16 protein-coding genes, 1 tRNA gene and 1 pseudogene are annotated in these 18,171 nt (G+C 70.7%); 9 read left to right on the top strand and 9 right to left on the bottom strand.

The genetic code is table 11. The features are described 5' to 3' along the window. Positions 1-5: 5 nt before the first annotated feature. Together J3P38_RS15100 and J3P38_RS15095 are read right to left on the bottom strand one after the other, a co-directional pair. On the bottom strand, positions 6-1,262 hold the full coding sequence (locus tag J3P38_RS15100) for an AGE family epimerase/isomerase (RefSeq protein WP_210504267.1): 1,257 nt from the start codon (positions 1,260-1,262) through the stop codon (positions 6-8). Positions 1,263-1,348: 86 nt separating this feature from the next. After that, positions 1,349-1,430 (bottom strand) — tRNA-Tyr (locus J3P38_RS15095). An 84-nt stretch (positions 1,431-1,514) separates the two neighbouring features. Between J3P38_RS15095 and J3P38_RS15090 the strand changes: the two genes are divergently transcribed. Continuing rightward, complete coding sequence (locus tag J3P38_RS15090) at positions 1,515-2,006, top strand: YajQ family cyclic di-GMP-binding protein (protein WP_210439791.1); 492 nt, start codon at positions 1,515-1,517, stop codon at positions 2,004-2,006. Between the two features lie 115 nt (positions 2,007-2,121). Here J3P38_RS15090 and J3P38_RS15085 read toward each other — a convergent pair whose 3' ends face one another. Next, positions 2,122-2,775 carry a TetR/AcrR family transcriptional regulator gene (locus tag J3P38_RS15085; RefSeq protein ID WP_210439790.1) on the bottom strand — a complete coding sequence of 218 codons (654 nt, stop codon included), beginning with the start codon at positions 2,773-2,775 and terminating at the stop codon, positions 2,122-2,124. A 188-nt stretch (positions 2,776-2,963) separates the two neighbouring features. Between J3P38_RS15085 and J3P38_RS17905 the strand changes: the two are divergent. From J3P38_RS17905 to J3P38_RS15075, 3 genes and pseudogenes are all read left to right on the top strand, one after another. Then, positions 2,964-4,238, top strand: a pseudogene (locus J3P38_RS17905) (glycosyl hydrolase); the annotation flags it as partial. Positions 4,239-4,336: 98 nt separating this feature from the next. After that, on the top strand, positions 4,337-6,733 hold the full coding sequence (locus J3P38_RS18165; RefSeq protein ID WP_210504266.1) for a glycosyl hydrolase: 2,397 nt from the start codon (positions 4,337-4,339) through the stop codon (positions 6,731-6,733). A 131-nt stretch (positions 6,734-6,864) separates the two neighbouring features. Further along, positions 6,865-7,437: a DoxX family protein gene (locus J3P38_RS15075; protein WP_210504265.1), complete on the top strand. Its 573-nt coding sequence runs from the start codon at positions 6,865-6,867 to the stop codon at positions 7,435-7,437. A 160-nt stretch (positions 7,438-7,597) separates the two neighbouring features. On the opposite strand, the gene J3P38_RS15070 is transcribed toward J3P38_RS15075, so the two are convergent. Beyond that, positions 7,598-8,518: a methylenetetrahydrofolate reductase gene (locus J3P38_RS15070; RefSeq protein WP_307807940.1), complete on the bottom strand. Its 921-nt coding sequence runs from the start codon at positions 8,516-8,518 to the stop codon at positions 7,598-7,600. 154 nt (positions 8,519-8,672) lie between these two features. On the opposite strand from J3P38_RS15070, the gene J3P38_RS15065 reads away from it, so the two are divergent. Next, positions 8,673-8,969, top strand: a complete 297-nt coding sequence (locus J3P38_RS15065; RefSeq protein WP_210439787.1) for a hypothetical protein — start codon at positions 8,673-8,675, stop codon at positions 8,967-8,969. Between the two features lie 73 nt (positions 8,970-9,042). Here J3P38_RS15065 and J3P38_RS15060 read toward each other — a convergent pair whose 3' ends face one another. The 4 genes from J3P38_RS15060 to J3P38_RS15045 are packed head-to-tail and all read right to left on the bottom strand — an operon-like array spanning position 9,043 to position 12,828. Beyond that, a complete protein-coding gene (locus J3P38_RS15060; RefSeq protein WP_210439786.1) occupies positions 9,043-10,020 on the bottom strand; it encodes a sulfate/molybdate ABC transporter ATP-binding protein in 978 nt (325 codons plus the stop codon). 40 nt (positions 10,021-10,060) lie between these two features. Then, the gene (locus J3P38_RS15055; protein WP_307807939.1) at positions 10,061-10,933 is read right to left on the bottom strand and encodes a sulfate ABC transporter permease; all 873 of its coding nucleotides are present in this window, start codon (positions 10,931-10,933) and stop codon (positions 10,061-10,063) included. Next, a complete protein-coding gene (gene cysT / locus J3P38_RS15050; protein WP_210504264.1) occupies positions 10,926-11,774 on the bottom strand; it encodes a sulfate ABC transporter permease subunit CysT in 849 nt (282 codons plus the stop codon). The genes J3P38_RS15055 and cysT overlap by 8 nt, the downstream gene beginning before the upstream one ends. Before the next feature lie 16 nt (positions 11,775-11,790). After that, on the bottom strand, positions 11,791-12,828 hold the full coding sequence (locus J3P38_RS15045; protein WP_210504263.1) for a sulfate ABC transporter substrate-binding protein: 1,038 nt from the start codon (positions 12,826-12,828) through the stop codon (positions 11,791-11,793). A 505-nt stretch (positions 12,829-13,333) separates the two neighbouring features. Between J3P38_RS15045 and J3P38_RS15040 the strand changes: the two genes are divergently transcribed. Beyond that, positions 13,334-15,259 (top strand): 2-oxoacid:acceptor oxidoreductase subunit alpha, encoded by a 1,926-nt coding sequence (locus J3P38_RS15040; RefSeq protein ID WP_307807938.1) that lies wholly within the window; start codon positions 13,334-13,336, stop codon positions 15,257-15,259. Further along, on the top strand, positions 15,259-16,371 hold the full coding sequence (locus J3P38_RS15035; protein ID WP_210439782.1) for a 2-oxoacid:ferredoxin oxidoreductase subunit beta: 1,113 nt from the start codon (positions 15,259-15,261) through the stop codon (positions 16,369-16,371). The genes J3P38_RS15040 and J3P38_RS15035 overlap by 1 nt, the downstream gene beginning before the upstream one ends. A 36-nt stretch (positions 16,372-16,407) precedes the next feature. Here J3P38_RS15035 and J3P38_RS15030 read toward each other — a convergent pair whose 3' ends face one another. After that, entirely contained in the window at positions 16,408-16,815 is a 408-nt protein-coding gene (locus J3P38_RS15030; RefSeq protein WP_210504262.1) for a hypothetical protein, read from the bottom strand. Between the two features lie 93 nt (positions 16,816-16,908). Here J3P38_RS15030 and rarD point away from each other — a divergent pair, with 93 nt between their 5' ends. Further along, positions 16,909-17,817: an EamA family transporter RarD gene (rarD, locus tag J3P38_RS15025; RefSeq protein WP_210439780.1), complete on the top strand. Its 909-nt coding sequence runs from the start codon at positions 16,909-16,911 to the stop codon at positions 17,815-17,817. 121 nt (positions 17,818-17,938) lie between these two features. Next, positions 17,939-18,171, top strand: a 233-nt coding sequence (locus tag J3P38_RS15020) for a hypothetical protein (protein WP_210504261.1), incomplete at its 3' end; no start/stop codon positions are given.

Here is an 18,171-nt window from a genome sequence, read left to right as displayed (position 1 = left end):
CTCCATCATGCCGGTGGCGCCGCGGCGCCCGGCACGCGCACCGCGGCCGCGAGACCGCTCGCCAGGCTCGGCGCGAGCGGCAGGCGCGGGAGGAGCGTGGCCTGCACCGCGTGGTAGAGGTCGGGCTTGCCCGGCCACACGCTCGCCTGCGGCCGGTTCGCGGCGTCGAGCTCGTGGTGCCACGACCCCTGCTCGAGGTCGACCAGGTACTGCGCCGCGTACGCCCACCAGCGGCCGTAGCAGTCGGCGTAGCCGCTCTCGCCCGTGCGCCGGTGCAGCGCCGCCGCGGCCGCGACCGCCTCGGCGGCGACCCAGTGCATGCGCTGCCGGACGACCGGCCGGCCCTCCCAGTCGGTGGTGTAGACGAAGCCCGGCGCCCCGTCCGCGTGCCAGCCGTCCGCGACGGCCCGCTCGAACAGCAGGCGGGCGGTGTCGACCAGGCCGGCGGGCGCCGCCGGGCCGAGGGTGGCCTCGAGGTGGAGCAGCAGCCGCGACCACTCGAGGGCGTGGCCGACCGTGGCCCCGTAGGGCTTGAAGGGGTCGTCGGGCCGGTCGCGGTTCAGCTCGAGGTCGACCGACCAGTCGGCTCGGAAGTGCTCGGGGAGCCGACCGTCGTGGGCCGCCGCGAGGTCCAGCGCCAGGCCGGCCAGGCGGCCGGCGCGCCGGTGCCACACCGCATCGCCGGTGACGTCGCCCACGGCGAGCATCGCCTCCACTGCGTGCATCGTGGAGTTGAGGCCGCGGTAGGGCAGGGCGTCGGTCCACGCCCGGTCCCACTCGTCGACGACGCGACCGGGGCCCTCGTCCCAGAATCGCCGCTCGAAGACGTCGGCGGCGTCCGCGAGCACGTCCTCGCCGCCGGGCAGGCCGGCGACCACGGCGGTCGAGCCGGCGAGCATCACGAAGGCGTGCGCGTAGCAGGACTTGGACGCGCCACCGGGGCCGGCGACGGGGTCGCCGTCCGGGCCGACGGCGCCGAACCAGCCGCCGTGCTCGGCGTCGCGCAGGGTGGTGCGCAGGCCCTCGAGGGCACCGCTCGCGATCTGGGCGCAGCCCTCGACCCCCAGCAGCGACCCGAGTGCGTACACGTGCACCATGCGGCTCGTGATCCAGGTGTGGACGGGCCGGTCGAGGTCGGGCGAGCCGTCGTCGCCGAGCCACGCAGCACCGCCGAGCGGGTGCACGACCCGGCGGCCGAAGTCGAGCAGGCGCCGGCACTCCGCGTCGAGCCACGCGTCACCGGGTGCGGAGGGGTCGCTCACGTCCGCAGTCAACCAGCCGGGCCCCCGACGCACGAGACCCCCGCACGTCGTGCGGGGGTCTCGCGACTGGATCGGGATCCGTCCAGTGGCAGGTAGAGGATTCGAACCTCTGTAGGCAATGCCGGCTGATTTACAGTCAGCTCCCTTTGGCCGCTCGGGCAACCTGCCGGGCCGTGCGGAACAATAGCAAGGCAGCGACACCACCACGAATCGCCGGGGGGACCCGGCGGAAGGCCCCCAAGGAGGCACAGAATGGCTGACTCGAGCTTCGACATCGTGAGCAAGCTGGACCGCCAGGAGGTCGACAACGCGCTCAGCCAGGCGGCCCGCGAGATCGCCACCCGCTTCGACTTCAAGGGCACCGGCGCGTCCATCGAGTGGAAGGGCGAGAAGGCGATCGAGATCACCGCCTCGGCCGACGACCGCGCCAGCGCCGTGCTCAGCGTCTTCCAGGACAAGCTGATCAAGCGCAACCAGAGCCTGAAGATCCTCGACGCCTCCGAGCCGCGCCAGTCGGGCCAGGTCTCCAAGATCGACATCGTGCTCAAGGAGGGCATCACCTCCGAGGACGCGAAGAAGATCTCCAAGCTCATCCGCGACGAGGGCCCGAAGGGCGTCAAGGCGCAGGTGCAGGGCGAGGAGCTGCGCGTCTCGTCGAAGAAGCGCGACGACCTCCAGGCCGTGCAGCAGCTGGTGAAGGCCCAGGACTACGACTTCGCGGTGCAGTTCACCAACTACCGCTGAGCCACGCCGCTGTGAGCGTGGAGCTCCCAGAGGTACTCACGTCTCGACCGGGCTCCGTGCAGCGCGGGGAGGGTGTTCTCGTCCATCCCACTAGTCGTCCGGCCGTGGTGTGGCGTCAGTCCGAGCCCGGCGCGCTGCGTGTCGTGTGTCGTAGCGCGGGCAGCCAGATCGTGTCGACGAGCTCGGCCAACGCGTCGTCGTCCGGCGGGCGGTGCAACCGGACGAACTCGCTCATGACGATGGCATGACCGAGGTTCATGGCCAGCACTGAAGGTTGGTGGTCCAGCTCGCCATGAGCGACGGCGCGATCGACGATGTCCTGCACGATCGCCACCTGCGCGTCGCCGTGGAAGATGCTGACGCGCCCGTCGACGTCGCCGTCTCTCTCGACCCCTCGCACTGCCGCGCCAAACGGGGTCCGGAGGAAGCGAGCCATGCCGGTGAGGAACTCGAGGAGGTCCGCTCGGATGCCGTGGCCGTCCATCGAGGCTCCAGGTGCGGGCACGTTGGCGCGCTCGAGCACGGCGAGAGCGAGGTCGACGCGGTTACGCCATCGGCGGTAGATGACGGACTTGGCCGCGCCGGAGCGCAGGGCTACGGCTTCGACGGTGAACCCTTCCCAGCCGTGCTCGGCGAACTCGTCGTGGGCTGCATCCAGGATCGCGTCCTCGAGCGCTCGGCCGCGTCTGCGGCGCCCCGCCTCGATGATCGACGCGTCGCTGGGCCCCGTCGGGGGTGCGTCCGTTGCTCCACTCCGCGCGGTGCTCACGCCGCGAGTCTCGCATCCGCCTGCACGCCAGCACGCCTCTGTCGTGCCCAGACGCCAGCCAGCCGGTCTGGACCGCCGGCGCGCCCACGTCGCTGCAAGCAACTCACCGTTGCTTATCGACCCGCGCGGACCTACTGTGTCACTCGTCACTTGAAACCTTTCACTCCGCACTCACCCCCGAGGTAGCCATGTTCCAACTCCCATCCCGTCCGGCGCGAGGTCGCTCGCTGCTGGCGGCGCTGGCGTCGCTGTCCGTGCTCGCGGCCGTGGCGCCCACCGCCGTGGTCAGCGGACCCGGCAGCGCGAGCGCCGCTCCGGCGGCACCTGTCCCCTCGGTCCAGGGCACGCGACTGGATGCTGCGACGTTCGCGGATCCACCGTCGAGCGTCCGACCGATGTACCGCTGGTGGATGCCACTGGCGTACACCGACGACGAGCAACTGCGCACCGAGCTGCGTGACATGGCCGCCGCCGGCGCAGGCGGCGTGGAGGTCGCGCCGTTCATCGTCCCGGGGGCCGGCAACCAGTCCAACGCCTTCCTCGCACAGTACGGGTGGGGAACACCAGCGTGGGCGCACAAGATGGAGGTCATCACCGACGAGGCCGCCAGGCTCGGGCTGGTGGTCGACCAGAACCTCGGCCCGCAGTACCCGGCCACCGTCCCGACGCTCAACAGCTTCAACCAGCCCGAGGCCGAGCAACAACTGATCTACGGCCGAGAGTTCAACCCGGCCGGCACCAGCCGCACCGGTGCCCTGCCGGCCACCACGACCGCGCCACCGTCGGTCACGACCAAGCTGTGCGGCATCGCGAACACCGGCGACGAGGTCCTGAGGGTCGAGAAGCTCGGCGGCATGGCTCCCGGCGACACCATCACCGTCGGCACCGGCCCGACCGCGGAGAAGGTCGTGGTCACCGGGCTCGGCGACCGCACCGCCACGTGCGGCGACCTCTCGGTCTCGGCCGTGAAGAACGTGCACCTGCTCGCCGAGCCGGTGGTCAACACCGCGAAGTCCACCCGCCTCAAGACGCTGGTCGCGCAGTGCGCGAGCGCGTGCAGCGCCGCGACCACCGGCTCCATCGCACTGGTCCCCGACTCCGTGGTCGACGTGACCGGCAAGGTCACCGGCGGGGCGCTGGACCACACCTTCCCGACCGGCAACGGAAACCCCTGGGTGGTGCTCGACCTCAAGCAGACCGCCTCGGGTCTCATCGCCCAGTCGGGCGGCTACACAGCCACGCAGCCCAACTACGTCGTCGACCACTGGAGCCGCGGCGGCGCCCGCATCCAGGGCAGCTTCTGGGACGAGCACATCCTCACCGACGCCGTCCGGGCGAACCTGGACGAGATCGGATCCGGCGCCGTGTTCGAGGACTCGCTCGAGCTGCACACCTCGCAGAAGTGGACCTGGGGCTTCCTCGACGAGTTCACCGCCCTGCGCGGCTACGACCCGACGCTGCTCCTTCCGGCGCTCTGGGTTCCGGCCTCCAAGGCACCGGCACGCCCGCGTTCGAGCTCGCCGACGTGGGAGCGAAGGTCCGTGAGGACTACCGCGCGACCATGTCGGACCTGTACACGCACCGCTACGTCAAGACCATGCAGCGCTGGGCCAGCAGTCACGGCCTCGACTTCCGCGCCCAGGCGTACGGCACCCCGATCCACTCCGGCGTTGCTGCCGCCGAGACCGGCATCCCCGAGGGCGAGTCGCTCAACTTCGGTGCGGCGAGGAACAACCTCGGCGCAGAGCAGAACTACCGCGTCGTCGCGGGCGGCGCGCACGTCGCCGGCCGCAACGTCGTCTCGGTCGAGTGTTGCGCCATCTTCCAGGGCGGGTTCCGCTCCAGCCTCGCCGGCCCGAGCGTCCCCGGCCAGTTCGGTCAGGGTGGTGACGGCACCGCGGTCGGCGGCAAGTACTCCCAAGGCCTCCTCGACTCGGTGTACAAGTCGTACGCCGGTGGCGTGAACCAGGTCGTCTGGCACGGCTACCCCTACCGTGACGCTCCGGCCGGTGTCGGCACCTCGGGTCGCGACGGCGGGACGTGGCCGGGCTACCACCCCTGGGACATCTTCGGCGTCATCAACGTCAACGACGAGTTCGGCCCCCGTCAGGCCTCGTGGCCCGACTACGCGAAGGTCAACGACACCCTCGCCCGCACGCAGCTCGTCCTCCAGCAGGGGCGAGCCGTCGTCGACCTCGGCGTCTACTACGACGAGTACGGCCTGCTCGGTGACAGCGTCGGAGCCCAGGGCCCCGTGCAGCACCTCCTCGGCACCGCCTCCGCGACCTCGAAGGCCGGCTACACCTACGACTACGTCGCCCCGGACTTCCTCGACGGCGTGGCCGTGGAGGCCGACGGCGGCCTCTTCGGTGACACCTCCGACCAGAAGGCGCTGGTGCTGAACAACCAGGTCACCATGTCGGTCGACGACGCCCGGACCCTCGCGGCCCTGGCGAGGGACGGCCTCAAGCTGTTCGTCGTCGGGGACGCTCCCACCACCACCCCGGGCGCGAAGCCCGGCGGCGGCGCTCTCGCCGATGTCGTGGCGGAGCTCCTCGCCCAGCCGTCCGTGGTTCGAGTGGCAGCCGAGCCTGACCTCCCGGCCGCGCTCGCCGCCGCGGGCATCCGTCCCGCAGTGACTCCCACCCGGCCCACCGAGGCACTCGGGCTCGTCCGCCGGCAGGCATCCGGAGTGACGTACGACTTCGTCTACAACCGCAGCGGCGCCGCAGTGGCGACCGAGCTGGAGCTCACGGGCTCCGGTCAGCCCTACCTGCTCGACACCACGACCGGCGCCATCACGCCCGTCGCGCGGTACACCACCGACGCCGGCAACGGCACCGTCACCGTGCCCGTGGAGGTGCCCGCCCACGACGCCGTCATCCTGGCCGTCGCAGGCAACACCGCGGCGCCGGTACCAGGCCTCCGCGTGCACGCCGTCGACGTCACCGGCGGCGACGGCGCCGAGGTCATGGCGGCAGGCCGCCAGGACCTGGTGCTCCGCGCGACCGCCGACGGCAGCTACGCCACCACGTTGTCCAACGGCATCAGGCGGACCACCGACGTCACCGGGGTCGCACCGGCCCAAGCCCTCGGCACGTGGACGCTCGACGCGCAGACATGGACGCCCGGTGCCAACCAGTACACGACCACGAAGACCGACCAGCCGCCGTTCACCATCACCGCCGGCGACAACGGGAAGCTGCCGTCCTGGCGCGACATCCTCACCCCGGTCAACCTGAGCCAGTCCTCCGGCATCGGCACCTACACGGCGAGGGTGGACCTGCCCCGCACGTGGAGCGGTCAGGACGGCGCCTACCTCGACCTCGGTGCAGTCCTCGACAGCGTCACGGTCACGGTCAACGGCGTCGAGGTCCCGGTCGACCAAGCCGACCGGAGCCGCATCGACCTCGGCAGGAACCTGGACGCCGGCGCGAACACCGTGGTCGTGCGCGTCGCAACCACGATGTTCAACGCCGTCCGGTCCACCGGGGACAGCAACTACCAGATGCCCGCCTGGCAGAACGCCGGCCTGATGGGCCCCGTCCTGCTCACCCCCTACCGCGACACCATCGTGGCGACCACGCCGGACCCGACGACCACCCCGAGTCCCACCGCGCCGACGCCGACGGCGCCAGCCCCCACGGATCCGGGCGTGGTGAAGGCGGCGACGACCACCACGCTCGAGGTCCGGCCGGCGACCGTGCAGGTCGGCAAGCGCGCCCGCGCGGTCGTCACGGTCACCTCCGCCGCAGCAACGGTGAACGGCAAGGTGCGTCTCAACGTCGGCGGCAAGGCCTACCGGACGGTCACCCTGAGCGGAGGCAGAGTCTCCCTCAAGCTGCCGAAGTGGAGGGTCGGCAAGCACAAGGTGCGAGCGAAGTTCCTCGGGTCCACGACGCTCGCGCGGTCCCGGTCGCCGAAGGCGACCGTGCGGGTCGTCTCCAAGCGGGGCTGACACGGGGGTTCTCGGAGGGCGTCGGGGCTGTTGCCCCGGCGCCCTCCCCCCGTTCGCGAGGAGCGCGGGTCAGCGGATGACGGGCGGCCGACGCGGGTACTTCTCCTGCTTCCCTAGAGGAGGAGGCTCCCATGCAGGTCGGACGACTGGTGGCACGAGCCGTGATCGGCGGGCTGTTCGTCGGGCACGGCACACAGAAGCTCTTCGGCTGGTTCGGCGGGCCCGGCCTCGGTGGCACCGAGGAGATGATGGGCGCGCTCGACATGCGTCCCACGCGGGCGAACGCCGTTGCGGCCGGGGTCACCGAGACGGCGGGCGGTGCCCTCGTGGTGCTCGGGGCGGCGACTCCTGCCGCCGCGGCGGGACTCATCGGCACGATGGCGACGGCGATCCACAAGGTGCACAAGCCCAACGGACCCTGGGCGGCGCAGGGCGGTTGGGAGTACAACGCCGTGCTCATCGCCGCCCTGACGGCGTTGATCGATGCCGGTCCCGGAGACCTCTCGGTCGACGCGCTGCTGGGCAGGGAGGAGTGGGGGCCCTCGTGGGCGATCGGCGGCCTGGCCGTCGGCGGCGCCGCGGCGGCCCTGGCCGTGGCACTGGGACGGAGCGGCGGCCAGGCGGGTGACGCGCCCGCTCCTGACGGCGCGATCGCCGAGGCCGCCGAGGGCGAGACGGCGGGCGACCCGGTGACCACCGACTGACGGCTCCTGTGCTCCCCCAGCGTGACGGGAGCCGGGCGCGTGCCGACGTACGACGTCCGCCTGGCGCGACCCGGCGAACCGGAGCGGTTGGCCCGTCCCGTCCAACGCACCGGCACTTTCGAGTCGGTCCACGTGCGGGCGGTCTCCCGGCCAGGCCCGACTACGCGCGCAGGTAGGCGGTCAGCCGGGCAGCGAGGTCCACGGAGGCGTCGATCTCCTCGCGGCGGATCGAGACGCTCTCCACGTTGAGCCCGAATGGCACGCCGAGGCGGCGACAGAAGTCGATGAGCTCGACGGCCACCGCCTGCGCCTGCTCCAGGGAGGCACCCAGCGGGTTGGTCGAGTGCCGGAGGTCGTTCTCGATCCACCGGGGGACCCCGACGCCGAGCCAGCGGAGGAACTCGAGGGTCTTCATCGAGCCGCACACCGAGAACGTGAACACGATCGGGACGGGAGACAACCCGCGGGCCTGGCACTCGTAGCGGTAGTCGGAGACGAGGTTCTTGGCGGCGTTGAGGTCGTAGACCACCTGTGACACGAAGAACCGGCAGCCCGCGGCCTGCTTGGCGATCAGCCGCAGGTGCTCGTCCTCGCGGCGGCTGTGCCGTTCCGGGATCGCCACTCCTCCGAGCAGCAGCCCCGGGTTGACCTCGGCCCGCAGCAACTGGGCCTCGGCGAGGGACACCGGGGCCGTGGCGCTGCTGGAGGGAGCGCCGACCAGCACGGTCAGCGTCCGCTCGGGATCCTGCTCGGCGAGCCACCTCCGCAGCTCGTCCGGCTGGTACTTCCCCACCGCCCGGTAGACGACGGCCGGCGTCCGCCACGCCCTCAGGTGTTCTGCCCGGTAGGCGGACGGGTCGACGGTCGGGCTGAAGGGGAACGGCCGCTCGACCGGGTTGCGCGACGCCTCGTCGTCGATGTCGTAGAGGATCAGTCCGTCGAAATCGAGGTGGTCCAGCCGCTCGATCGTGGCACGCGCGATTCCCGGGAGCCGCTCGGCGGGCGTCGATCGCCTCGGCGGCGTGATCGCGAAGAGCATGAAGTCGCCCTGGCCGGACCTGACGCGGGTGGTGATCTCCACCGGGGTCACGGTAGTGGGCTTCCACACACCGTTCGTCGCACCCGCGCGGGTGGTCGGCCGAATGGGCCGCTGGACGGCGGGTACGAGCGGTGCTGCAGCGCCGGAGGGGACCCTCCCTCCGGCACCCCATCCCATGAAAGCGGGCAAGACAACCATGTCTGGAAACGTCAACACCGGTGCTCGGGACACGAACACCACCTACGGTGCTCGGCGCCTCTCGACCGAGACCAAGGCGTCGTTCAAGACGACCGAGCTGATCGCCTACGTGGCGGCAGTGCTGGCCGTGCTCATCGCCTCCGCCATGGTCGACTCCACCGACTTCGGTGCGCAGGAGGCGTGGTTCTACGTCACGCTCCTGACCATCGGCTACATGGTGAGCCGCGGACTGGCCAAGTCGGGCAGCCGCGACTTCTACGACGACGACGCGCACCGTCACGACGCTCGCGCCTGACCCGCGACCCCGACGAGACCACCCCCGGCGCTCCGCCGGGGGTGGTCCCCATTTCGGGCCTCGACGACGCGGGTCAGACCGCGGCCGCCATCCGCGGGACGACGGTCGCGCCGGCCGCGGGCGTGAGCCACACGGTGCTGCCCTCGCGCAGCTGGAGGGCCCGGGCGTGCGCCCTCGTGACCACCACGGCGACCTCGTCCCCGTCGACCGTGAGCACGGTGAGCCGCACCTCGAAGCCGATGCGGACCAGGCGGTGCACCGTGCCCTCGACGCTGCCGGCGAGCTTCGGCGAGGTCTCCAGCTCGATGTCGTGCGGGCGCAGCGACACGCCACCGAAGTGGGTGACCTCGCCGAGGAACGACATCACGAAGTCGTTGGCCGGCTCGTCGTAGAGCTGGTCGGGGGTGCCGACCTGCTCGACCCGGCCCTCGTTGATCACGACGATCTCGTCCGCGACCTCGAGGGCCTCCTCCTGGTCGTGGGTGACGAACACGGTGGTCACGTGCACGTCGTCGTGCAGGCGCCGCAACCAGTCCCGCAGCTCCTTGCGGACCTTGGCGTCCAGCGCGCCGAACGGCTCGTCCAGGAGCAGCACCGACGGCTCCACGGCCAGCGCGCGCGCCAGCGCCATGCGCTGGCGCTGGCCACCGGAGAGCTGGGACGGCAGGCGGTGCGAGAACTGGGACAGGTGCACCAGCTTGAGGAGCTCCTGCACCCGGTGCTCGATCTCGTCCTTGGGGCGCTTGCGGATCTCCAGGCCGAAGGCGACGTTCTTCGCAACCGTCATGTGCTTGAAGACCGCGTAGTGCTGGAACACGAAGCCGACGTTGCGCTTCTGCGCCGGCAGGTCGGTCGCGTCCACGCCCTCGATGGTGACGGTGCCGGTGTCGGACTTCTCCAGGCCGGCGATGATGCGCAGGAGGGTCGACTTGCCGCCGCCGCTCGGGCCGAGCAGCGCGGTGAGCTGGCCGGTCGGGATGGTGACGTTGACGTCGTCGAGCGCGACGAAGTCGCCGAACTTCTTGTTCAGCCCAGTCACTTCGATGCTCATGGGGTGACCTTTCGCGGGTTCTGTGGGCCCGAGGCGTGGCTCAGGCGTGGTTCTTGGGACGGATGATGGCGACGACGACGATGCAGGCGACCGACACCATGGCGAGGAGGAAGGCGGTCGCATAGGCACCCTGCGGGTCGAAGTTGAGGTACTTCTCCTCGACCGCCAAGGTGGCGGTGCGGGTCTGGCCCAGCACGTTGCCCGAGACCACCTTCACCGCGCCGAACTCGCCGAGCGAGCGCGCCAGGGTCAGCACGACGCCGTAGACGATGCCCCACTTGATCGAGGGCAGGGTGATGCGCCAGAAGCGCTGCGCGGCGCTCGCACCGAGGCTCTCGGCGGCCTGCTCCTGCTCGATGCCGACCTCCTCCAGCACCGGCACGATCTCCCGGATCATCAACGGCAGCGCCACGAAGGTCGTGGCCATGATGATGCCGGGGGTGGAGAAGATGACCTGGAACCCCCACCCGGCCAGCGTGGGGCCGAACCAACCGTTGCGTCCGCCGTAGACGAGGACCAGCGCGAGGCCGACCACGATCGGCGAGACCGACAGCGGGATGTCGAGCAGGGCGTTGAGCAGCCGCTTGCCGGGGAACTCGTAGCGCACCAGCAGCAGCGAGATGCCGACGCCGAAGAGCGTGTTGATGACCACCGACCACACGGCGACGTACGCGCTCAGCTGGAGGGCGACCACCATGTCGGGGTCCGCCAGGAGCGAGCCGATCGAGCCGAAGCCGTCGTCGAAGGTGTTGACCACGACCAGCGAGACCGGCCAGGCGACGAGGAGGAACAGGTACGCGGTCGCGACGAACCGGAGGACGTACGTCGTGGGCGTCCGGCGCACCCGCGGGGCCCGCCGATGCTCCTCGACGGGGGCCGGGTCGGGCACCGCGTGGACCAGGGTGTCAGCCACGGGCAGCCACCCGCCTCTGGATGACGTCGAGCAGCACGATCACGGCCAGCGAGATGGCCAGCAGCACCGTGGCGACGGCGGCGGCCGCGGGGACGTTGTCGTTCTCGATGCTGCTCAGGATGCGCACGGACGTGACCTCGGTCTTGAAGGGGAGGTTGCCCGACAGCAGCACGAGCGAGCCGTACTCACTGACGCCGCGGGCGAAGGACAGGGCGGCACCGGCGGCGATGGCCGGCGCGAGGCTCGGCAGCACGATGCGGCGGAACGTGGTGAACCGACTGGCCCCGAGCGAGGCCGCGGCCTCCTCGACGTCGCGGTCGAGCTCCTCGAGCACCGGCTGGACCATGCGGACCACGAAGGGCAGCGTCACGAAGAGGAACGCCAGGAAGACGGCCATCCGGGTGTTCGCGACGTCGACGCCCAGCGGGCTGTCCTGGCCGTAGAGCGACAGGAGCACCAGGCCGGCGACGACCGTCGGCAGGGCGAAGGGGATGTCGATCATCACCTCGAGCACCGACTTGCCCCAGAAGCGGTCGCGCACGAGGACCCAGGCGATGAGCGGGCCCATCACCACGTTGACGGCGGTGACGCCGACCGCGGTGAGCACGGTGAGGCGGATAGCGGCGGCGGTCTGACCGTTGGTCACGGTCGACCAGAAGACGTCCCAGCCGCCGTCGACGGCCGTGACGACGACGGCCGCCAGGGGGATCAGGACCAGCGCGCTGAACCAGATCATGGCGATGCCGAGCCCGAGGCCCGACGACCGCGTCAGCGTGGAGCGCGGGCCCGACCGGCGAGGAGTCCTCGCCGGCCGGACCGCGGCGATCTCGGTGGAGGTCATGCGGTGACGGGTCGGATCACTCGAGGGAGAGACCGGCGCCGAGGATCGCCTGGAAGATCAGGCCGTCCTCCTCGTCGAAGAACTTCGTGGACACCTCGTCCCAGCCGCCGAAGTCCTCGTCGACCGTGAGCAGCGTCTTCACGGGCGGGAACGGGTTGCTCGGGTCGGCCGCGCCCTCGACCGTGCCGCCGTAGTCGACGTCGTCACGGATCGGACGGAAGCCGGTCAGCGCGAACTGCTTCTGCCCCTCGTCGGAGAGGACGAAGTCCAGCCAGGCCTGCGACGGCTCCGAGGCGTCCTCGAGGATGGCGCCCGCGTTCTCGATGAGCAGCGACGTGTCCGGGATGATGTACTCGAAGCGCTCGTCGTTCTGCGCCGCGAGGATGGCCTCGTTCTCGTAGGCCATGAGCACGTCACCGGTGCCGCCGAGGAACGCCGTGGTCGCGTCGCGGCCGCTGCCGGGGAGCGAGACGACGTTCTCGAAGAACTTGTCGACGTACTCGGTGGCCTCCTCCTCCGTGCCGCCGTCGCTGATCACCTGTCCGTAGGCGGCGAGCGCGTTCCAGCGGGCGGCGCCCGAGGAGGCCGGGTTCGGGGTGACGATCTCGACGCCCGGCTTGACCAGGTCGGCCCACGTCCTGATGTTCTTCGGGTTGCCGTCGCGGACCCCGAAGACCACGACGGAGCGCGACACGACGCCCTTGTTCTCGCCGGCGTCCCAGTCCTCGGCGACCAGGCCCTCGTCGACGAGCCGGGTGACGTCGGTGGGCACCGAGAAGTGGACGTAGTCGGCCTTCAGCCCGGCGGCGACCGCGCGGCTCTGGTCGCCCGAGGGACCGTAGGAGGTCTGGAACGTCACGCCCTCGCCCTCGGGCGTCTTGGCGAACTCCGTGGCGATGTTCTTGTTCGCGGCCTCGGGAACGGCGAAACCGACGATGTGGATGGTGTTGGCCGCGTCCTCGTCAGCGCCGCTTGCGCCACCGGGCGCGCAGGCGGACAGGGCCAGGGCCCCGACCAGAGCAGCCGCGAGAGCGGCACGTGAACGGTTCTGCATGAGGGGTACTCGACTTTCTAGATCGGGAGCAATGTCGAGTAACATACATGACTTTATGAGGCTGGCTGACATTGGTCCGGAAGTCGTCCCGCGCGTGTCGCGACGGGCTGCGTTCGCAGTCAGGCCGGCCGGCTGGTGACGGGCGGCCGCGCCGAGCGGCACCCCGCTCGTGGCATTGGCAACCGCGGCGCCGGAGCGTCGGGCGACGACGTCCGGCAGTCCGCTCAGGACGCCACGCCGCCGTACGACCGGGTAGGTACGGGCGCGCACGGGCCGAACTTGCCGAGGGTTCTGCGAACTTGCTGGGGTCTGCACGCCCCCGGAAGTTCGCAATCCCCCGCTTGAGCGGGGGATTGCAAACCGTCGCGCCCGGACGGAGGCGCAGCCAGCGGACGGCGCTGCGCGCGCACCGCGCATGATGCCTGTCACACGCCACGCGGGAGTGCGCGTCCCACGGGTCAGGAGGACGGGATCGGCGCGGGAGCGGCGGCTATCGTTGATCCTTGTGGTAGCACCCCAGAAAGAGGTCAAGCAGCTCGACCGCGTCGTCATCCGGTTCGCCGGTGACAGCGGTGACGGCATGCAGCTCACCGGCGACCGGTTCACCCAGGAGACCGCCGCCTTCGGCAACGACCTCGTGACCCTGCCGAACTTCCCCGCCGAGATCCGCGCGCCCCAGGGGACGCTGCCCGGCGTCTCGTCGTTCCAGGTGCACTTCGCCGACCACGACATCCTCACCGCCGGCGACGCCCCCGACGTGCTCGTCGCGATGAACCCGGCCGCCCTGCGGGCCAACCTCGGCGACCTCCACAAGGGCGCGACGATCATCGTCGACACCCACGACTTCACCGCGCGCAACCTCACCAAGGCCGGCTACGAGCAGAACCCGCTCGACGGCAACGACCTGGCCGACTACGCCGTGCACACCGTCGACCTCACCGGCATGACCGTCGCGGCCGTCAAGGAGTTCGGCCTCTCCCGCAAGGACGCCGCCCGCGCGAAGAACATGTTCGCCCTGGGGCTGCTGTCGTGGATGTACGGCCGGCCGACGGACCCGACGACCACCTTCTTGGCGAAGCGCTTCGCCAAGGTCCCCGACATCCGCGACGCCAACGTGGCGGCCTTCAAGGCCGGGTGGAACTTCGGGGAGACGACCGAGGCCTTCGCGATCCAGTACGAGATCAAGCCGGCCACCCTCCCGCCCGGCACCTACCGCAACATCACCGGCAACCTGGCGCTGGCCTACGGCCTCGTCGCCGGCGGCGTGCAGTCCGGGCTCCCGGTGTTCCTCGGCACCTACCCGATCACCCCGGCCTCCGACATCCTGCACGAGCTCTCGAAGCACAAGTCCTTCGGCGTGACGACGTTCCAGGCCGAGGACGAGATCGCCGGCGTCGGCGCGGCGATCGGCGCGTCGTACGCCGGGCACCTCGGCGTGACGTCCACCTCGGGCCCGGGCGTGGCGCTGAAGTCTGAGGCGATCGGCCTCGCGGTGATGACCGAGCTGCCGCTCGTGGTCGTCGACGTCCAGCGCGGCGGACCCTCGACCGGGCTGCCGACCAAGACCGAGCAGGCAGACCTGCTCCAGGCGATGTACGGGCGCAACGGCGAGGCGCCGGTGCCGATCGTGGCGCCGCAGTCGCCCGGCGACTGCTTCGCCGCAGCGGTGGAGGCGACCCGGATCGCCGTCACCTACCGCACGCCGGTGCTGCTGCTCTCCGACGGCTACCTCGCCAACGGCTCCGAGCCGTGGCGGGTGCCGGCGATCGACGAGCTCCCCGTGATCGACCCGGCCTTCGCGACCGAGAAGAACCACGGCGAGGGTGACGAGGCCGAGTTCTGGCCCTACCTGCGCGACGAGCAGACGTTGGCCCGCCCGTGGGCCATCCCCGGCACGCCTGGCCTCGAGCACCGCATCGGCGGTCTCGAGAAGGGCGACGGCCACGGGAACATCTCCTACGACCCCGGCAACCACGACTTTATGGTCCGCACCCGCCAGGCCAAGGTCGACCGCATCGCCGACTCGATCCCACTGGTCGAGGTCGACGACCCGTCGGGCGAGGCGAAGGTGCTCGTCCTCGGCTGGGGGTCGACCTACGGCCCGATCGGCGCCGGCGTGCGCCGCGTGCGCAAGGCCGGCTACCACGTCGCCCAGGCGCACCTGCGCCACCTCAACCCCTTCCCGAGCAACCTCGGCGAGGTCCTCAAGCGCTACGACAAGGTGCTCGTGCCGGAGATGAACCTCGGCCAGCTCTCGCTGTTGCTGCGCGCGAAGTACCTCGTCGACGCCGTCGGCTACAACCACGTCCGCGGACTGCCCCTCAAGGCCACCGAGCTCGCCCACGCGATCGGCGAGCTGGTGGGCCAGGCCGAGGGCACCGAGATCGACCTGGGCGTGTGGGGCGAGCCCAGCCAGAAGGAGCACATCTGATGACGACCGACCTCGGCCTCCCCGGCCTCCGCTCCGGCACCGAGCTGGTGCCGGCGGCCGACCAGCCGCAGACCGGCAAGGACTTCACCTCCGACCAGGAGGTGCGCTGGTGCCCGGGCTGCGGTGACTACGCCGTGCTGAAGGCCGTGCAGTCCTTCCTGCCCGACCTCGGCCTGCGGCGCGAGAACATCGTCTTCGTCTCGGGCATCGGCTGCTCCTCGAGGTTCCCCTACTACCTCGACACCTACGGCATGCACTCGATCCACGGCCGCGCGCCGTCGATCGCGACCGGCATCGCGACGGCCCGTGAGGACCTCTCGGTCTGGGTCGTCACCGGCGACGGCGACGCCCTCTCGATCGGCGGCAACCACCTGATCCACGCGCTGCGCCGCAACGTCAACATGACGATCCTGCTGTTCAACAACCGGATCTACGGGCTCACCAAGGGTCAGTACTCCCCCACGTCGGAGACCGGCAAGGTCACCAAGTCGACGCCGATGGGCTCGCTGGACCACCCGTTCAACCCGGTGTCGCTCGCCCTGGGCGCCGAGGCGTCGTTCGTGGCCCGGACCATCGACTCCGACCGCAAGCACCTCACCAGCGTGCTGGCCGCCGCGGCCGCGCACCGCGGCACGTCGCTGGTCGAGATCTACCAGAACTGCCCGATCTTCAACGACGGCGCGTTCGACGCGATCAAGTCCCCCGACACGCGGGCGGACGCGATCATCCCGCTCGTCCACGGCCAGCCGATCACCTTCGGCGTCGACGGCTCCAAGGCGCTGGTGCGCGACGCCGCGAGCGGGGGCGTCACGGTCGTCGCCACCGCCGACGTGGACGCGGCCGACATCCTCGTGCACGACGCGCACAACCCCGACCCGACGATGGCGTTCGCGATCTCCCGCCTCACCGACGCGGGCTACCTGAACACCTCGCCGATCGGCATCTTCCGGCAGGTCGAGCGCCCGACGTATGACGACCAGGCCCGCCAGCAGGTGGCCACCGCCATGGGTTCCACCACGTCGGCGATCGGCGCCGGAGACGACGCCACCGCCGACCGCGCCGCTCGTCTGGCGGCGCTGATCGGCGGTGGCGACACCTGGACGATCATCTGATCGTCGAGGTCATGCAGGTGGGGTGGTGAGCGGCGCTCAGCGGAAGTAGAGCGTCCAGACCCGGCCCTTGGTGTTGCCGTAGCCGTTGGAGTGGTCGACCTTCGAGCGCCACTTCCAGCGGCCCTTCTCCGGGGCGTAGATGCGGGTCTTGAACACGCCGGCGTCGTTGGTCTTGATCTTCTTGACCGTCTTCCACTTGCAGCTGCCGCACTTCTTCTTGAGGATCTTCACCTTCTGGTTGGCGTACGGCAGCAGGGTGCCGTCGACCTGCGGCTCCATGACCGTGCCCTTGAGCTTGAAGGCGTTGTAGGAGACCTGCTTGGTGGCCGGCGGGACCTCGTCGATGATGCGCTTGGGCAGCGAGCCGGCTGTGGCGCCCGTGCTGAGCGCACCGGAGACGAGCAGCGCGGCGACGAACGCCGCCAGGACGCGGAAGGTCCGCATGGTGTTTCCCCCTCGAGAGACGATGACTGGGTCCCGGGTCCCAACCCCGGGACCGCTCCATCGTAGGCGAGGACGCGGCCCTAGACTCCCGGAGTGCCAGATAGCCGTCGCGGACTGATCGTCGGCGCCCTGGCCTACGTCCTCTGGGGTGTCTTCCCGCTCTACTGGACGATCTTGGAGCCGGCCGGGGCCATCGAGCTGCTGGCGCACCGGATCCTCTGGTCGCTCGTGACGATGGCGCTCGTCCTGGTCCTGTGGCGACGCGTCGGCCAGCTCCGGTCGGTGCTGCGCGATCGCCGGAAGGTGCTGCTGATCAGTGGCGCGGCCGTCGTGATCTCGGTCAACTGGGGCGGCTACATCTGGGGCGTCAACAACGGCCGCGTCGTCGAGACGTCGCTCGGCTACTTCATCAACCCCCTGGTCACCGTGCTCATGGGCGTCCTGGTCCTCGGCGAGCGGCTCCGCCGCCTCCAGTGGACGGCGATGGCGATCGCGTTCGTCGCGGTCGTCGTCCTCGCCCTCGACTACGGACGACCGCCGTGGGTCGCGCTCGTGCTCGCCTTCAGCTTCGGGACCTACGGCCTGCTCAAGAAGCAGGCGGCCGTCGACGCGGTCGAGAGCATCACGCTCGAGACCCTGGTCCTGGCGCCGGTCGCGGCGGCGTACGTGCTGTGGCTGGTCGCCGACGGGCGGTCGAACTTCGGCAGCCACGGCGTGGGGCACGCGCTGCTGATCACCACCACCGGCATCATCACCGCGGTCCCGCTCATGCTCTTCGGTGCGGCCGCGATCCGCGTGTCGATGGTGTCGCTGGGCCTGCTGCAGTACCTCGCGCCGACGATCCAGTTCGCCCTCGGCCTCCTGGTGTTCCACGAGCCCATGCCCGCCAGTCGCTGGATCGGCTTCGGGCTGGTGTGGGTCGCGCTCGCGATCTTCACCGTGGAGGCGGTCAACCACCGCCGCCGCCAGCTGCGCCTGGTGGCGCAGGCGAGCGCCTGCTGAGGGCGAGCCCTGGCGCGCCGTCCAGTGGGCGAAGCAGCCGACGAGGGGCGGGCGCGGCGACGTTCCACAGACGTCGCCGAGGACATGACCGCTGTCGGTGGCGGCACCTAGAATCGAACACATGATCGAGCGGTTGGCGGCATCCGAGGCTGAGGTGGAGGACCTCACCGCCGCCGAGCTGCTGTCCGCGGTCCGCGAGCGCCGCGCGGCCGAGAACCGCGCAGCTGCCGACCAGCTCGACCTCGCGGCCCGGTGGGCCGACCTCCACCCGCCGGAGTCGATCCACTCCGCCGCGACGTTCACCGTGCCGTCGTGCGAGCACGAGGAGCCCATCGCCGGCGACGGCTGCCCGCT

Origin of the sequence: Nocardioides xinjiangensis (assembly GCF_017916455.1) — a bacterium.
Classification (GTDB): domain Bacteria; phylum Actinomycetota; class Actinomycetes; order Propionibacteriales; family Nocardioidaceae; genus Nocardioides; species Nocardioides xinjiangensis.
The sequence above is the reverse complement of the archived record's forward strand: the minus strand, read 5'-3'. Positions and strand labels throughout refer to the sequence as shown.